15 protein-coding genes are annotated in these 16,485 nt (G+C 62.7%); 11 read left to right on the top strand and 4 right to left on the bottom strand.

Going from position 1 to position 16,485, the window contains the following annotated elements:
- Positions 1-146: 146 nt before the first annotated feature.
- The 4 genes from MKI86_RS01630 to MKI86_RS01645 all read left to right on the top strand — a co-directional run bounded on the left by MKI86_RS01630 (position 147) and on the right by MKI86_RS01645 (position 2,170).
- The gene (locus MKI86_RS01630; protein WP_241596239.1) at positions 147-314 is read left to right on the top strand and encodes a hypothetical protein; all 168 of its coding nucleotides are present in this window, start codon (positions 147-149) and stop codon (positions 312-314) included.
- A 139-nt stretch (positions 315-453) separates the two neighbouring features.
- Positions 454-645: a hypothetical protein gene (locus tag MKI86_RS01635; RefSeq protein WP_241596242.1), complete on the top strand. Its 192-nt coding sequence runs from the start codon at positions 454-456 to the stop codon at positions 643-645.
- Between the two features lie 229 nt (positions 646-874).
- Positions 875-1,648, top strand: coding sequence for an NAD kinase (locus tag MKI86_RS01640; RefSeq protein WP_241596245.1), 774 nt, complete (start codon positions 875-877; stop codon positions 1,646-1,648).
- Between the two features lie 51 nt (positions 1,649-1,699).
- On the top strand, positions 1,700-2,170 hold the full coding sequence (locus MKI86_RS01645) for a hypothetical protein (protein ID WP_370879879.1): 471 nt from the start codon (positions 1,700-1,702) through the stop codon (positions 2,168-2,170).
- Positions 2,171-2,218: 48 nt separating this feature from the next.
- Here the strand turns inward: MKI86_RS01645 and prfB are convergent.
- The 3 genes from prfB to MKI86_RS01660 all read right to left on the bottom strand — a co-directional run bounded on the left by prfB (position 2,219) and on the right by MKI86_RS01660 (position 7,416).
- Positions 2,219-3,350 (bottom strand): peptide chain release factor 2 gene (gene prfB / locus MKI86_RS01650; protein ID WP_241596250.1). Its coding sequence is split into 2 segments (ribosomal slippage): positions 2,219-3,280 and positions 3,282-3,350, totalling 1,131 coding nucleotides; the frame shifts between segments, so codons are not numbered across the junction.
- 99 nt (positions 3,351-3,449) lie between these two features.
- Positions 3,450-5,897 carry a penicillin-binding protein 1A gene (locus MKI86_RS01655; RefSeq protein ID WP_241596253.1) on the bottom strand — a complete coding sequence of 816 codons (2,448 nt, stop codon included), beginning with the start codon at positions 5,895-5,897 and terminating at the stop codon, positions 3,450-3,452.
- A 280-nt stretch (positions 5,898-6,177) separates the two neighbouring features.
- Positions 6,178-7,416: an N-acetylmuramoyl-L-alanine amidase gene (locus tag MKI86_RS01660; protein WP_370879860.1), complete on the bottom strand. Its 1,239-nt coding sequence runs from the start codon at positions 7,414-7,416 to the stop codon at positions 6,178-6,180.
- A gap of 632 nt (positions 7,417-8,048) precedes the next feature.
- Between MKI86_RS01660 and MKI86_RS01665 the strand changes: the two genes are divergently transcribed.
- Both MKI86_RS01665 and MKI86_RS01670 read left to right on the top strand, forming a co-directional pair.
- Positions 8,049-10,946: an Rne/Rng family ribonuclease gene (locus MKI86_RS01665; RefSeq protein ID WP_241596257.1), complete on the top strand. Its 2,898-nt coding sequence runs from the start codon at positions 8,049-8,051 to the stop codon at positions 10,944-10,946.
- Between the two features lie 142 nt (positions 10,947-11,088).
- Positions 11,089-11,853, top strand: coding sequence for an SDR family oxidoreductase (locus tag MKI86_RS01670; protein WP_241596260.1), 765 nt, complete (start codon positions 11,089-11,091; stop codon positions 11,851-11,853).
- 75 nt (positions 11,854-11,928) lie between these two features.
- On the opposite strand, the gene MKI86_RS01675 is transcribed toward MKI86_RS01670, so the two are convergent.
- Positions 11,929-13,080, bottom strand: coding sequence for a pyridoxal phosphate-dependent aminotransferase (locus tag MKI86_RS01675; protein WP_241596264.1), 1,152 nt, complete (start codon positions 13,078-13,080; stop codon positions 11,929-11,931).
- Here MKI86_RS01675 and MKI86_RS01680 point away from each other — a divergent pair.
- The 5 genes from MKI86_RS01680 (at position 13,042) to accC (ending at position 16,473) form a co-directional block, all read left to right on the top strand.
- Entirely contained in the window at positions 13,042-13,290 is a 249-nt protein-coding gene (locus MKI86_RS01680; protein ID WP_241596267.1) for a hypothetical protein, read from the top strand. The two genes, MKI86_RS01675 and MKI86_RS01680, sit on opposite strands and share 39 nt — an antisense overlap.
- Positions 13,287-14,045, top strand: coding sequence for a DsbA family protein (locus tag MKI86_RS01685; RefSeq protein WP_241596270.1), 759 nt, complete (start codon positions 13,287-13,289; stop codon positions 14,043-14,045). Before MKI86_RS01680 ends, MKI86_RS01685 begins: the two co-directional genes overlap by 4 nt.
- A gap of 149 nt (positions 14,046-14,194) precedes the next feature.
- The gene (gene aroQ, locus MKI86_RS01690; protein ID WP_241596274.1) at positions 14,195-14,632 is read left to right on the top strand and encodes a type II 3-dehydroquinate dehydratase; all 438 of its coding nucleotides are present in this window, start codon (positions 14,195-14,197) and stop codon (positions 14,630-14,632) included.
- A gap of 22 nt (positions 14,633-14,654) precedes the next feature.
- A complete protein-coding gene (gene accB, locus MKI86_RS01695) occupies positions 14,655-15,116 on the top strand; it encodes an acetyl-CoA carboxylase biotin carboxyl carrier protein (RefSeq protein WP_241596277.1) in 462 nt (153 codons plus the stop codon).
- Between the two features lie 10 nt (positions 15,117-15,126).
- Positions 15,127-16,473, top strand: a complete 1,347-nt coding sequence (accC, locus tag MKI86_RS01700; protein ID WP_241596280.1) for an acetyl-CoA carboxylase biotin carboxylase subunit — start codon at positions 15,127-15,129, stop codon at positions 16,471-16,473.
- Positions 16,474-16,485 lie beyond the last annotated feature (12 nt).

A 16,485-nucleotide genomic window follows, 5' to 3' on the forward strand; every position in this document is an offset into this window, starting at 1 on the left:
CGCAATCGGCCGCGTAGAACCACTTCCTGGCCGCGGCCATATCTCATCGTGTCCACGGCAGAACATGACCTACCCAAGCCATTCGCAACGCGATCTTGATTCTCGATTCAAAATAGAACATATAGAGAACAAATGGAGATGTAGACATGCAGAACGATACCCTAGATCGCGCTGTTGCCACCATCGAGGCCTGCCGGTTGCTTCGGGAGCGACAGGTCCAGAATCGCCAGGAACTACAGCGCAAGGCCGCTGCAGTCGCGAAACCGCTCTATGTGCTGAAGCACAAGGCGCAACTGGAACTGCCTCTGCAGTGAACAGAGCCCAACGCCGCCGCGCCCACAGGCGTGGCATAGACACGGTCGCACATTGCCGCGGAAGGCTGACTGTCCTATAGGCGTTCGACGGGACGATGCGATCTTGCATCGTGACCAGCACTTGCCTGGAGGAACGGACGTGGCAGACAAGGAACCGGTTTCGAAGGTCACGGTCGAAAAGGACCGTAAGGGCCATTATTTCTTTGCCCTGACCTTTCGAGGCGTGACCTACCCCGTTACGGGACCTTTTACCAATCCACTCCAGGCCGCCGCCGCCGGACAGGCTGCGCTCAAGAGCCTTGAAGCCCGCACACCGGGCAGGAAGGCCTGACGACCTGAACGCCCGCGCGGCAGATCCGCGACTCGTCCGGTCTGTCATATTTTTCAGATGCATATCGCATAAAGGCGTGCAACAAAGGCCGCCCGGGCGTGTTGCGCGCCGGCGATTTCGGGAAGAGACCGTGGTTGTCGCTGGATGATCGCAACGTCCTCCCGATAGCATGAGTGAAGTCGGGCAAAGGCATTCTGGCCGGCACGGCCCGAGAGGAGACGGACAGCAGATGGCGCGCCAGTTCAACACCTTCTCCTTCGTCGCCTCACAGGCCGCCGAAGCGCAAGAGGCGCGCGCGGAACTGATCGCCGTCTATGGCAATACCGACCCGGAAGAGGCAGACGTTATCGTCGCCCTCGGCGGCGATGGCTTCATGCTGCAGACGCTGCACACGACGATGAACACCGGCAAATGCGTCTACGGCATGAACCGCGGCTCCATCGGTTTCCTGATGAACCGCTACGATGCGAAGGATCTTCCAGCCCGCGTCGAGCGTGCGGTGGAGAATGCATTCCGGCCGCTGGAAATGGTGACGAGCGACGCCAGCGGCCTTGAGCGCCGTGCTCTCGCCATCAACGAAGTCTATCTGTTTCGTCAGTCCTACCAGGCGGCAAAGCTCCGCGTCAGCGTGGATGGCCGTATACGGCTGGAGGAGCTGATCTGTGACGGCGTGCTTCTGGCGACGCCTGCCGGCTCCACGGCCTATAACCTTTCCGCGCATGGCCCCATTCTGCCGCTGGAAGCGCCTCTGCTCGCTCTGACGCCGGTCAGCGCTTTCCGGCCGCGCCGCTGGCGTGGCGCGCTCCTTCCCAACAAGGTCACGGTAGAGATCGAGGTGCTGGAAGCCGAGAAGCGCCCGGTCAACGCTGTCGCCGACAATACCGAGGTGAAGTCCGTGACGTCGGTGCGCATCGCCGAATCGGTCGGCCCGTCGGCCCGCATTCTCTCCGATCCGGATCATTCCTGGTCCGACCGGATTCTTGCCGAACAGTTCGATTACTGATCGAACGACACTGCCGGGAAGGAGTATGCCATGAATGCGTCCGTGAAACGGTTGACGCCTGCCGCCGCCCTCACCCTGTTCGCCCTCGCTTGCGTGCCCGCCTATGCCGCAGGCGACTCACCGCCCGTTGCGGAAACGGTCACCTTCGTGGTCAGCACGGGTTTCTGGGAGGAACCGGCGGAGGAAGCCGATACGGATACGGCCGGAGCGCAGACCCGGCGTGGCTACTACAAACTGATCGCCGTGCGTCAGGCGGATGAAACAGCCGAGTTGCATCTCCAGCAGATCGAGGCGACGGCAGAGGGACCAAAAATCGTGTCCTCCGCCGCGCTGGAGGAATTCTCCGCGATGAAGCCCTATGTGACGGATATCCGACCGGAAAATTCGTCCGGCATCACCACGCAGCCGGGCTTCTTCGCGACGGTCTACCTTAAGACGGACCCCAAGGCGAGCGAACCGGAAAGCTGGACGGTGCTGATCGACGATCTCGGCGAGATCAAAGTTGAGCGCGCCACAAACTGAAACGGGCGCCGAGGCGCCCGTCTGCAATCGCTAACAGGTCTGTAGGTATCAGTTCAGGTCGTCGACCACGGCGTCACTGCCGCCGTTCACACGGTGTGCCAGCGCGGCCTCCATGAACTCATCGAGTTCGCCGTCGAGCACGTCGGACGGTGCCGTGCTTTCGACGCCGGTCCTGAGATCCTTCACCAGCTGGTAAGGTTGGAGGACATAGGAGCGGATCTGGTGCCCCCAGCCGATATCCGTCTTGGAAGCGGCCTCGGCATTGGCGGCGTCCTCGCGCTTCTTCAGCTCGGCCTCGTACAGGCGTGCGCGCAGCATGTCCCACGCCTTGGCGCGGTTCTTGTGCTGCGAACGCTCCTGCTGGCAGGCCACCACGATGCCGGTCGGAATGTGCGTGATGCGCACGGCCGAATCGGTCGTGTTGACGTGCTGGCCGCCGGCGCCGGACGAACGGTAGGTATCGATCCGGCAGTCGCTTTCGTTGACCTCGATGTTGATCGAGTCGTCCACGACCGGATAGACCCAGATCGAGGAGAAGGAGGTATGGCGCCGCGCGTTGCTGTCATAGGGCGAGATGCGCACGAGGCGATGCACGCCCGATTCCGTCTTCAGCCAGCCATAGGCGTTGTGCCCCTTGACGAGCAGCGTGGCGGACTTGATGCCGGCCTCTTCGCCGTCATGGATTTCCAGAAGCTCGACCTTGTAGCCCGAACGTTCCGCCCAGCGCGTGTACATGCGCAGAAGCATGTTCGCCCAATCCTGGCTTTCCGTGCCGCCTGCGCCCGAATGCACTTCGAGATAGGTGTCGTTCGTGTCGGCCTCGCCCGAAAGCATGGCCTCGACCTGCTTGCGCGCGGCCTCGACCTTGACAGCCTTCAATGCCTCCTCGGCTTCGCTGACGATGGAGGCATCGCCCTCTTCCTCGCCGAGCTCGATCAGCTCGATATTGTCACGAAGCTGCTGCTCGATGGCCCTCACGGCGTTGATGCTCTCGTCCAGCTGCTGGCGTTCGCGCATCAGCTTCTGGGCTTCCTGGGCGTCGTTCCAGAGGTTGGGATCCTCTGCCTTGTTATTCAACCAGTCCAGTCGTCTTACCGCCTGATCCCAGTCAAAGATGCCTCCTCAGCAGGCTTATGGCCTGCTTGATTTCGTCGACAATATTCTCGATTTCCGCGCGCATGTCCGTTTCTTCAATGCTCGTGTTTCGGTGGCCCCGAAATAGAGAGGGCGGGCGCGGATGTAAACCCCCGCGCCCGCCCTAATAGGGATGCGATATGGATCAGAACAGGCCGCCGCTGCCGCCCGTCACGGCCTGGTTCGCCTGCGGCGAGCTCTTCAGGATTTCCTCCGGCGTGGCGTATTCGTCGCCTCCGATGACGGAGAACACATCGGCCGGGCCAGTGCCGGGCTTGAAGGCCTCCATGATGGTATCGGGCTCGCCTTCATAGGCCTGCATGCCGGTCTTTCGGTTGACGGCGATGAACTGCATGCCCTCGGGCACGATGAACTTCGTGGGACGCGTACCTTCGATCGCGGCCTGCATGAACTCGTTGAAGATCGGCGAAGACAGCGAGCCGCCGGTTGCGCCGCGGCCCATGGGCGCCGGGCTGTCGAAACCGATATAGAGGCCGGCCACGAGATCCGGCGTATAGCCGACGAACCAGGCATCCTTCTCATCGTTGGTCGTGCCGGTCTTGCCGGCGACCGGACGGTCGAGCTTGATCTTGCCGGCGGCGGTGCCGCGCGTGATGACGCCTTCCATCATCGAGGTGATCTGGTAGGCGGTCATCGGGTCGAGAACCTGCTCGCGATTGTCGACAAGCTCGGGCTCGGCCTGGTTTTCCCAGTCATTGGCGTTGCAGTTTTCGCAGGTGCGCTCTTCGTGGCGGAAGATCGTCTTGCCGTAGCGGTCCTGAATACGGTCGATTAGCGACGGCTTGATCTGCTTGCCGCCATTTGCCAGCACCGCATAGGCTGAGACCATGCGCAGAACGGTCGTCTCGCCGGAGCCGAGCGACATGGCCAGAACCGGCAGCATCTTGTCATAGATACCGAAGCGCTCGGCGTATTCGGCAACGAGATTCATGCCCATGTCGTTGGCAAGGCGAACGGTCATCAGGTTGCGCGAGCGCTCGATGCCAAGGCGCAGCGTCGACGGGCCGGCCGAGCCGCCGCCGTAGTTCTGCGGACGCCACACCTGACCGCCGGCAACCATCTCGAACGGCGCATCCATGATCACCGACGCCGGCGTATAACCATTGTCGAGCGCGGCAGCGTAGACGAACGGCTTGAAGGAGGAGCCGGGCTGGCGCATCGCCTGGGTGGCGCGGTTGAATTCCGACTGACCGTAGGAGAAGCCACCGACCATGGCGAGCACGCGGCCCGTATGCGGATCCATGGCGACGAGGCCGCCCTGCACCTTGGGCGGCTGACGCAGGCGGTAGCCGCCATCGTCGGTCGGCTCGACATAGACGACATCACCAACCTCAAGCACGCCCGCCGGCGATTTCGCCGTCTTGCGGTCTCCCTTGGCGGAACGATAGGCCCAGGTCATGCTCTTGGCTGCAATGCGGCCGGTCACACGCTGCTCGACGACCTTGCCGGAGGCGTCCTTGCCCGGCTGGAGGCCGATATCGGCGCCGCTATCGTCAGCAGACAGCACGACGGCGAGCTTCCATTCCGGTACATCGGAGAAGGCATCGACCTTGGCGAGCTCCACGCCCCAGTCACCACCGATCTGGATGGTCTTGATCGGGCCGTGGAAACCGCGACGTTCGTCATAGCTGATCAGGCCGTGCTGCAGCGCCTTGCGCGCAGCGACCTGGATGCGCGGATCCAGCGATGTGCGTACCGATAGACCGCCTTCGTACAGCGCATTGTCGCCGTAACGCTCGATGATCTGGCGGCGGACCTCTTCGGAGAAGTAGTCGGAGGCAAAGAGATAGGTACCGCGGTGGCGCGGCGTTACGCCGAGCGGCTGGGTCTTGGCGTCGGCGCCGTCGGTCTGGGTAATGTAGCCATTCTCAACCATGCGGTCGATGACCCAGTTGCGGCGCTCAAGCGCGGCCTCGGTCCTGCGGAACGGATGGTAGTTCGACGGGCCCTTGGGCAGCGCGGCGAGATAGGCGGTCTCGGCGATCGTCAGCTCCGTGACGGACTTGTCGAAATAGGTGAGTGCGGCGCCGGCGATGCCGTAGGAATTCAGGCCGAAGAAGATCTCGTTGAGATAGAGTTCGAGAATGCGGTCCTTGGAATAGGCCTGCTCGATGCGAAACGAGAGGATGGCTTCCTTGACCTTGCGGTCTATCGTCTGGTCGGACGAGAGCAGGAAGTTTTTGGCGACCTGCTGCGTTATCGTCGACGCACCGACAGGACGGCGGCCCGAGCCCATGTTCTGGAGATTGACGACGATGGCGCGGAACAGGCCGGTCACGTCGACGCCCGGATGCTGATAGAAATTCTTGTCTTCCGCAGACAGGAAAGCAGCCTTCACCCGGTCGGGAATGGCCTGGATGGGTAGGTAGAGACGGCGTTCGCGCGCATATTCCGCCATCAGCGCGCCATTGCCGGCGTGAACACGCGTTGTCACCGGCGGTGCGTAGCTGTTCAAGACCTCATAATCGGGAAGATCCTTGGTGACACTTCCGAGATAAAGGGCGACCGCGCCTGCCACGACGAGGAAGAAGACGGCGCCAATCCCGAAGAAATATCCAATCAGTCTGATCATGAGCCAGTTACCGATGCCTTATGTCTTTATAATTTCATCGCGCGGACCTGCCGCCCGGTTCTCAACCGACATGACGACATGCGTCACGCCGGTACTCTGAAGACGAGTCACGCCCCAATTTTCTCGAACCCGTCTAGCGATCGGAATGTGAGGAAAATAGGGCTTTACAGCATGCTCGACCGCTTCACCACCGCACATTGGCGACCGTTGTCACTTTTCCGGCACAGCGGGCAGATTAGCATATTGCGAATGGCCGCGCCTTGACTATCGCACGAAAGGCTTAACCGCCGTTGGAAGCGACGGTGGTGCGATAATCCTTCACAGCCTCGGCGATGAGGCCGGCGACCTTCTTCTGCCATGCCGGATCCGTCAGAAGCTGCTCGTCCTCCTTGTTCGACATGAAGCCGAGTTCGAGCAGGATCGACGGCACGTCCGGCGCCGTCAGCACGCGAAAACCGGCGTGCCGGTGCGGGTTGTTGATGAGCAGGACCTGGTCCTTGAACTTGCCGACGACACTCTGCGCGAGGCTGATGGAGAAGGCCTGCGTCTCGCGCCGCGTTAGGTCGAGTAGAATGTCGGCGACCTCAGCGGGTTCATCGACGAAGGCGATGCCGGCAATCTGGTCGGACAGGTTTTCGCGCTCTGCAAGACTTGCCGCAAGGCTGTCGGAGGCCTTGTCGGAGATCGTATAGACCGTGGCGCCGCGGATATCCTTCTGTCGCAGCGTATCGGCGTGGATGGAGATGAGGAGGTTTGCGCCTTCACTGCGCGCAAGCTGCACGCGTTGCGAGAGCGAAAGGAACTCATCCTTGTTCCGCGTCAGGATGGCGCGCGTATCGGGCAGCGCGTTCAGCGCTTCGGCCAGCTGCCTGGCGAAAGCGAGCGTGACATGCTTCTCCTCCATCTTGGTGACGCCGCCGCGAGCGCCGTTATCGATGCCGCCGTGACCGGCGTCGACCGCGATGACGAAAGGGCCGTCGGACTTGCTACCGGGCAGCTGGACCGGCACGTCGCCGCCGGCCGGCGCGGACACTTCCTTCCAGCTCTGCTTTTCCATCTGCGTTTGAAAGACCGTCTCGGTGACGATGGCCGCGTCGATGACCAGTCGGTGGCTGGATGCCCCCTCCTCCTGCTGCACCTCGGCCAGCGCCACGCCGACCGGGCGGGTGGCCGTCAGAACGATGCGGGAGCGGCCCGCGGCCATCGCACCGTAGCGGATATCCGTGAAGATGCCGCGCGCCTCTAGCTCCTCCGCCTTGATGCCGAAATCCGTCTGCGGCAGGTCGATGAGGATACGGTAGGGATTGGCGACGTAGTGCACCTCGAAATCGGGCTTGCGGTCGAAATCGATGATCAGGCGGGTGCGCGCGTCATCACCGGCAATTCGAGCGGCAAAGGCGAGAAGCGGCGCTGCATCCGCGGAGGCAGCGAATGCAGCGGCAGGCGCGCAAAGCATCAGCGCGGCCAGAAGCAGGCGGCAGGCAAAGCGGAAAAATCTGTCGTTCAGGGAGCTTGGCATCACCACTGGCAGTCCGTTCAAACGCGTGAAAACCGCGCGGTGCGGTGCAGGACGAGGCCTATAGATGCTATCATATGGTTAATCAAACCTTGCCATCCCGGGCATACGCTGCAAGCGCGCACACAGACCGGCAATTTCATCAAGATTATGACAACAGGGCTTTTCCCTTGCCATTGTGACATATCCGCCATAAAAGCAAAATCAGGGAGAAAGAACAGACGGGATAGAATCGCTTAGAGCAGGCAGCCAATCCATCGGAACTTGGCGCCGAACCGGGCCTTCATCCGCCGTCGCAAACCTTTTTCCCGGCCGATTAGATCGCGTAAACCGGCGGTGGCCGGAACAGTCAAGGTGGGTATCCACCGCTCGCCCTTACCAAAGGGCATTTCATCGGACCGAATAGGTCTATGGCACTGGCATTCTCGTTGGACGTTGATGTTGTCACGGCGGATTCATTCAGAGGGTAACAGGCAACGGGACGCTCGCGTGCCGGCCTCCCCTCGTCCGCTTACCCCTCACCGGGGCCCGACGAGACTTTACTTATCCGGCGCATCCCTCTCCTCCCCCGGCTCGTTCCCTTCAGGGAAAAGCTCGCCGCCAGGATTGCGGCTGCGCCGAGGAGCACAATTTAAATGGCAGAGAAAATGCTTATCGACGCGTCTCACTCCGAGGAGACGCGGGTTGTCGTTGTACGCGGGAACCGCATAGAAGAGTTCGACTTCGAATCCGAACACAAGAAACAGATCCGCGGCAATATCTACCTTGCCAAGGTGACGCGCGTGGAGCCCTCGCTCCAGGCCGCTTTCGTCGACTACGGCGGCAACCGCCATGGCTTCCTGGCTTTCGCCGAAATCCACCCCGACTATTACCAGATCCCGCTCGCCGACCGTCAGGCGCTGCTGAGGGCCGAAGCCGAGGATCACCGCCGCGATGACGACATCGAGCCGGTCGAGACCGCCCCGCGCACTTCCGGCGCCAGCGACAATGAATCGGTTGCCGATACCATCGAAGCTGTGGAAGCCGTGGAAGCCGAAGCGGTAGAAGCCGTCGAGGAAGTCCAGGCCGAGCCCGCCGCCGAGCCGGAAGTTGTCGAGGCATCGGCCGATCTCGCCGCAGAGCCCGAAGTTCCCGCCGAAAAGCCGAAGAAGGCGCGCCGTCCCCGCAAGGCCAAGGCGAAGGCCGAGGAGGCTCCGGCCGCCGAGGAAGCCGCGCCGTCCGAAGGCAGCGACGACGAGACCCCGGGCGGCGCCATGGCCATGGCGGTCGATACGGACGAAGTATCCGAGCCTGCCGAGCGCAAACGCGGCCGCCGCCATCGTGAAGATGACGACGATGACGACGATCATAACGGCGAAGAGAAGGAAGTCATCGAATCCGTCGGCGCCGAAGACGCCATGGAAGAGGTTCCGGACCGCGTGAGCCGCAAGCCGCGCAAGCAGTACCGCATCCAGGAAGTCATCAAGCGCCGCCAGATCCTGCTCGTGCAGGTCGCCAAGGAAGAGCGCGGCAACAAGGGCGCTGCTCTCACCACCTACCTGTCGCTTGCAGGCCGTTACTCGGTGCTGATGCCGAACACGGCGCGCGGCGGCGGCATTTCCCGCAAGATCACCAACCTGCAGGATCGCAAGCGCCTGAAGGAAATCGCCCGCGACCTCGAAGTTCCGCAGGGCATGGGCGTCATCCTGCGCACGGCCGGTGCCAACCGCACCCGCGTCGAGGTCAAGCGCGACTTCGAATATCTGATGCGCCTTTGGGAAAACGTCCGCACGCTGACGCTCGCCTCCACGGCGCCCTGCCTCGTCTATGAGGAGGGCTCGCTGATCAAGCGCTCGATCCGCGACCTCTACAACAAGGATATCAGCGAGATCGTCGTTGCCGGCGAAGAAGGCTACCGCGAAGCGAAAGCCTTCATGAAGATGCTGATGCCGAGCCACGCGAAGGTCGTTCAGCCTTATCGCGATGTGCATCCGATCTTCTCGCGCTCGGGCATCGAAGCCCAGCTCGACCGCATGCTGCAGCCGCAGGTCACACTGAAGTCCGGCGGCTACATCATCATCAACCAGACCGAAGCGCTCGTTTCGATCGACGTCAACTCCGGCCGCTCGACTCGCGAGCACTCCATCGAGGAGACCGCGCTCCAGACGAACCTGGAAGCAGCGGAAGAAGTGGCACGTCAGCTGCGCCTGCGCGACCTTGCCGGCCTCGTCGTCATCGACTTCATCGACATGGAGGAGAAGCGCAACAACCGGGCCGTCGAGAAGCGCCTGAAGGATCACCTCAAGAACGACCGCGCACGCATCCAGGTCGGCCGCATCTCGCATTTCGGCCTGCTCGAAATGTCGCGCCAGCGCATCCGCGCTTCGGTTCTCGAATCGACCATGCAGACCTGCCCGCACTGCAACGGCACGGGCCATATCCGCTCGCAATCGTCCGTGGCGCTGCATGTCCTGCGTGGCATCGAGGAATATCTCCTCAAGAATACCACGCACAACATCACGGTGCGCACCACGCCCGATATCGCGCTCTACCTGCTCAACCACAAGCGCGGCACGATCATCGACTATGAAGGCCGCTTCGGTGTGGCGATCCTCATCGATGCAGATGCCCATGTCGGCGCGCAGCATTTCGCGATCGACCGTGGCGAGCCCGTCGAGAACCCGGTCAAGATCGAGCAGATCCTGCATTTCGAGCCGGAACCCGAAGACGATGACGTCGTGATCGAAGACGAGATCGACGAGGAAGAGGAAGAAGCAGCACGCCCGGCCGCAACCGCCGCGGCGAGCCAGTCCTCCGCATCCGATGAAAACGGCCGCAAGCGCAAGCGTCGCCGCCGTCGTCGCGGTCGTGGCCGTGAAAACGGCGACGGTGCCGATACCGCCTCCTTCGGCGGCGAACAGGCCGGCGACGAAGACGCACTGGATGACGACGACGCGGAAGGTGACGCCGAGGGCCTTGAGGGCGCGGAAGCCGCCAAGGCCGACCAGTCTTCCGAAGACGGTTCGGACCGCCGCAAGCGCCGCCGCCGCGGCAAGCGCGGTGGCCGTCGCAACCGTCCGGAAGACGGCAGCGTCGAGGCTTCGGCCGATGGTTCCGACGAGGATGGCGATGACAGCGAAGGCGAGGCCGAAGAGGTCGCAGCCGTCGAGGTCGACGTGACCGAAGTCGCCGCCCCCGTCGAGGAAACTCCGGCCGAGGTTGCAGCCGAGGACGCATCGGCCAAGCCCAAGCGGGCACGCCGCAGCCGCGCCAAGGCCAAGGAAGAGGCCGTGACCGACGAGGCTGCCCGCAGCGAGATCGAAGCGCAGCCGGCTGCCGTGACTGAAGAGGCGGAAGCGCCTGCGGAGCCGGAAGTCGAAGAGGCCTCCGAAGACCTCGATGCGCCCGCCAAGCCGACCCGCGCCAACCGCGATATCAACAAGATCGCGTCGGAGCCCGTCGTGAAGTCGTCCACCGCCAAGGAGACGCCTTCGGACAACGAGGCCGACAAGCCCAAGAAGGGTGGCTGGTGGCAGCGCCGCGGGTTCTTCTGAGAACCCTTGGACAATCTTGATTTCAGAAGGCCCGGTTTCGACCGGGCCTTTTTCGTTCTCGGGGGCTCGCGCCGGAATCGGGTGGTTGCCCGGCCTGTCGTCTGCGACACGGATGTCCTTGGACATAGCAAGGAGACATTCCATGACACGCCTTTCCGGCAAGGTCGCCATCATCACCGGGGCCAGTTCGGGCATCGGCCGCGCCGCCGCATTGCTTTTCGCCCGTGAGGGCGCGAGCCTCGTTCTTTCCGCTCGCGGCCGTGAACGGCTCGAGGCCGTCGCGCAGGACATCCGCGCACAGGGCGGCACGGCGATCGCGCTATCCGGCGATGTCGGCGAGGAGGCGCACCACGAGGCTCTCGTCGCCGCGGCGCAGGCGGAATTCGGCGGCCTCGATATCGCCTTCAACAATGCCGGCACCACCGGGCCCGTCGGTGCGCTTCCCGCGCTTTCGCTCGCGGACTGGCAGGCCGTCGTCAACGTCAATCTCACGAGCGGTTTTCTTGCGGCGAAGCATCAGTTGCTGGCGATGGAGGTTCGCGGGGGCGGCTCCATCGTCTTCACCTCGACATTTGTCGGCTACACCGCGGGCTTTCCGGGGCTGGCGGCCTATGCCGCCTCGAAATCCGGCCTCGTCGGCCTCACCCAGGTTCTCGCTTCGGAGTACGGTCAGAAGGGCATTCGTGTGAACGCGCTCCTGCCCGGCGCGACCGATACGCCGATGGGGCGCCACGTCGCCAATACGCCGGAGGCGTTGGATTTCGTTGCTGGGCTCAATGTCTTCAAGCGCATTGCCGCTCCGGAAGAAATTGCTGAAGCCGCACTCTTCCTGTGCTCGGATGCGGCCAGCTTCATGACCGGTACGGCAATGCTGGTGGACGGCGGCGTGTCGATCAACCGCATCTGAGAAAACGATTCAGGTGCTTGAAAGATAGAGTCCGCGGATCACAGCAAGTCCCTGAAGCAGAATCGCTTTACCCCATCAGGCCAGCCAACGCGCGAGGCGGTCGACCGCCTCGCTCATCTCCTCAAACGCACCGGCATAGGAGAAGCGCATGGTGTGGTTGCCGTCCCGTGGATCGAAGTCGATGCCGGGCGTGGCGGCCACATCGGTTTCGGCCAGCATGCGGCGTGCGAAAGCCATGCTGTCATTGGTAAAGCGACTCACATCCACATAGGCGTAGAATGCGCCGTCCATGGGTGACGCGATGGAAAAGCCGATCTCGGGCAGGCGCTTCACCAGGAAATCTCGGTTCACACGGTAGGCATCGCGATAGACATTCAGCTCGGCCTCAGCCCCCAGCGCTGCTTCCGCCGCGATCTGCGACAGTTCCGGCGCCGAGATATAGAGACTTTGCGCAATACGCTCGACGGGGCGCGCCAGCGCCGTGGGCAGCACCATCCAGCCGATGCGCCAGCCGGTCATGCAATAATATTTCGAGAACGAGTTGATGATGACTGCATCCTCGCCGAATTGCAGCGCCGTCGCCTCCTCGCCGACAAAGGTCAGCCCGTGATAGATCTCGTCCGAGATGAAGGCGATGCCGTTGTCGCGGCAATATGCGGACAGGGCGGCGAGATTGGCCCGGCCCGTCACGGTGCCGGTCGGGTTTGCCGGGCTTGCCAGGAGCACGCCATCGATACGTCCGCGCGCGGACGCCGCGGCCTCCAACGCCTCCGGTGTCAGGGTGAAGCCGTTTTCCGCATTCACCTCGATTTCCACCGTCTCGATACCGAGTGCTGCGAGAATGTTGCGGTAGGCCGGATAGCCAGGGCGTGCGATGGCGACGCGATCACCGGCATCGAACAGCGCAAGGAAGGCCAGATTGAAACCGGCGGAGGAGCCCGTGGTGATGGCGATGCGGGCGGGATCGACCGTCACGCCGTGGCGGCGCTGATAGAAATCCGCAATGGCGCTGCGCAGAGACAGAAGGCCGAGCGCGTCCGTATAGCCGATGCGGCCCACGTCGAGAGCGCGGCGCGCGGCCTCTCGCGCGGCGTGCGGCGCAGGGTGGACGGGCTGGCCGACCGCCATGGAAATGACGGGCCGGCCGGCGGCGCGCCGCTTTGTCGCCTCGGCAAGGACATCCATGGCATGGAATGGTTCGACGGCGCCGCGTGCGGAGAGCTTCATGAGGTTGCCTTTTGCTTCCTGACTGCGGCCTTCCTGCCGCAAGACGCCGACATTCACAATCCCGCGAGGGCCGAAAATCCGCCGCTTTTTACCTGTCGTTTGCTTCACCGCGCCCATAAGGTCGTTGAAAGTGGCCGCGCGCGCATTGACGCGCCGGTGCGGCCAATGGCACTTCTGCTGCGCATCACGACGAGGACAGGACAGACATGACTTTCAAGACGAAGCTCGCGGCCACCGTAGCCCTTACACTTGCGGTCGCGGCCCCCCTTCCGGCGCTTGCCCTCGACGGTGCGCAGAAGAAGGAAATCGGCGACTTCATCAAGGAGTACCTGATCGAAAACCCCGAAGTCCTCCTCGAAGCGCAGGAAGCCCTGCAGAAGAAGCAGGAAGAGCAGCAGCAGGCAAAGGCACAGTCCGCGATCACCGACAATACGAAGGCGATCTATAACTCGCCCTACGATATCGCGCTCGGCAATCCCAAGGGCGATGTGACGATCGTCGAGTTCTTCGATTACAATTGCGGCTACTGCAAGCGCGCCCTCTCCGACATGGAAGAGATCCTGAAGGACGACAAGAATGTCCGCTTCGTCCTGAAGGAACTTCCAATCCTCGGTCCCGATTCGCTGGCCGCCCATAAGGTCAGTGCCGCCGTGCGCGATCTTGCACCTGAAAAGTACGGCGAATTCCACCGCACGCTGCTGGGCGGCGAAGGCCGCGCGACGGAGGAAAGCGCCATAGCGCTCGCCGGTAGCCTCGGCATTCCCGAAGCAGATGTCCGCAAGACGATGACCGAGAAGCCGCATGACGATGCGGTGCGCCAGGCCTATTCGCTGGCCAACGACCTCGGCATTACCGGCACCCCCTCCTATGTCGTGGGTGAGGAAATGGTCTTCGGCGCCGTCGGATCGGACGACCTGCGCGAAAAGATCGCCAATGTCCGCGCCTGCGGAAAGGCGAGCTGCTGACAGCCGCCATCTTCCTGCCATGCTGGCCGTGTTGGAGCCAAACCGCTTGTGGACACGTCCCTTCGACCGGGAAAGCCCGCGCCTTGGGGCTTTCCCTGCGCAGACCGCCGGTCTATAGGTAATCCTCCATCCAGAATGCGGAATTTCGAATGGCTTCAATACTTTTCGTGCTCAACGGCCCCAACCTGAACGCACTCGGCAAACGCGAGCCCGGCATTTATGGCGGCCAGACGCTTGCCGATATCGAGGCGCTGTGCAGGGCCGAAGGCGAGAAGCTGGGCTTTGCCGTCGATTTCCGCCAGTCCAACCATGAAGGCGACCTTGTCGACTGGGTTCACGAGGCCGGCGATGTCGCCGCCGGCGTCGCGATCAATGCCGGCGCCTACACGCATACCTCGATTGCGCTTCACGATGCGATCCGCGCCGTGAAGACACCGGTGGTCGAGCTGCACCTTTCCAATGTGCATGCCCGCGAAGACTTCCGCCACAAATCGATGATCGCACCCGCCGTGAAGGGCGTGATCTGCGGTTTCGGTGCGCAGAGCTACGTCCTGGCGCTCCATGCGCTTTCATCCATCACGAAATAAGAAGAACCAGAGGCTCATTCCCATGGCTGACAAGAAAAACGGCATCGATCAGGCCCTGATCCGCGATCTCGCCAATATCCTCAACGAGACGGACCTGACCGAGATCGAAGTGGAGCAGGATGAACTGCGCATCCGCGTCTCGCGCGCCGGAACGCCGCAATATGTCCAGGCGCCGATGGCCGCTCCGGCTCCCGTTGCCGCCCCGGCTGTGAGCGCCGCCGTCGCCCCCGCGGCCGACGCGCGCAACAACAAGAACGCCGTCACGGCGCCGATGGTCGGCACGGCTTACCTCTCTCCCGCCCCGGGCGCCCGCCCCTTCATCGAAGTCGGCGCGACGGTCAAGGAAGGCCAGACCATTCTCATCATCGAAGCGATGAAGACGATGAACCAGATTCCGGCGCCGCGTTCGGGCAAGATCACCGAAATCCTCGTTCAGGATGCAAGCCCGGTAGAATATGGCGAACCGCTGATCGTCATCGAATAAGGCGGGTCCCATGATCTCCAAAGTCCTCATTGCCAACCGCGGCGAAATCGCCCTCCGGGTCCTTCGGGCCTGCAAGGAGCTCGGCATTGCGACGGTCGCCGTGCATTCCACGGCTGACGCCGATGCCATGCATGTGCGCCTCGCTGACGAAAGCGTGTGCATCGGCCCGCCGCCGTCGCGCGAAAGCTACCTCAACATCCACCAGATCGTCGCCGCCTGCGAGATCACCGGCGCCGACGCCGTGCATCCGGGCTACGGCTTCCTGTCGGAGAATGCCAAGTTCGCCGAGATTCTCGACGCGCATGGCATTACCTTCATCGGCCCGACGGCTGAACATATCCGCATCATGGGTGACAAGATCACCGCCAAACAGACGGCGCAGGAACTCGGCATTCCCGTCGTTCCCGGTTCCGACGGCGAGGTGAAGCCGGAGAACGCGCTGGAAGTCGCCCGCAAGATCGGCTTCCCCGTGCTCATCAAGGCCACTGCCGGCGGCGGTGGTCGCGGCATGAAGGTCGCCAAGACCGAGGCTGATCTCGAGGAAGCCGTCTCCACGGCACGTTCGGAGGCGCTCGCCGCCTTCGGCAACGACGCCGTCTACATGGAAAAGTATCTCGGCAAGCCGCGCCACATCGAAATCCAGGTGGTCGGCGACGGCATGGGCAATGCGGTGCATCTCGGAGAGCGTGACTGCTCGCTGCAGCGGCGCCACCAGAAGGTCTGGGAAGAAGCCAACTCCCCGGCACTCAATGTCGAACAGCGCATGAAGATCGGCCAGGTCTGCGCAGACGCCATGAAGAAGCTGAAGTATCGCGGTGCCGGCACGGTCGAATTCCTCTACGAGAACGGCGAGTTCTATTTCATCGAAATGAACACGCGCCTCCAGGTGGAACACCCTATCACGGAAGCGATCACCGGCATCGACCTCGTGCATGAACAGATCCGCGTCGCTTCCGGCGCCGGCCTGTCCGTCACACAGGAAGACATCGTCTTCTCAGGCCATGCCATCGAGTGCCGAATCAATGCCGAGGACCCGCGCACCTTTGTTCCCTCCCCGGGCACGATTACGCATTTCCATGCGCCCGGCGGTCTTGGCGTGCGCGTCGATTCGGGTGCTTATCAGGGCTACAAGATCCCGCCCTACTACGACAGCCTGATCGGCAAGCTCATCGTGCACGGTCGCACGCGTGTCGAATGCATGATGCGCCTGCGCCGCGTGCTCGACGAGTTCGTCATCGACGGGATCAAGACGACGCTGCCGCTGTTCCAGGACCTCATCGGCAACCAGGACATCGCCAACGGCGACTACGACATCCACTGGCTGGAAAATTACCTGGCCAGCACGACCGACGCCTGAGAGGCGTCGGGC

This window comes from Shinella sedimenti (genome assembly GCF_022601905.1).
GTDB classification, from domain to species: Bacteria; Pseudomonadota; Alphaproteobacteria; order Rhizobiales; family Rhizobiaceae; genus Shinella; species Shinella sedimenti.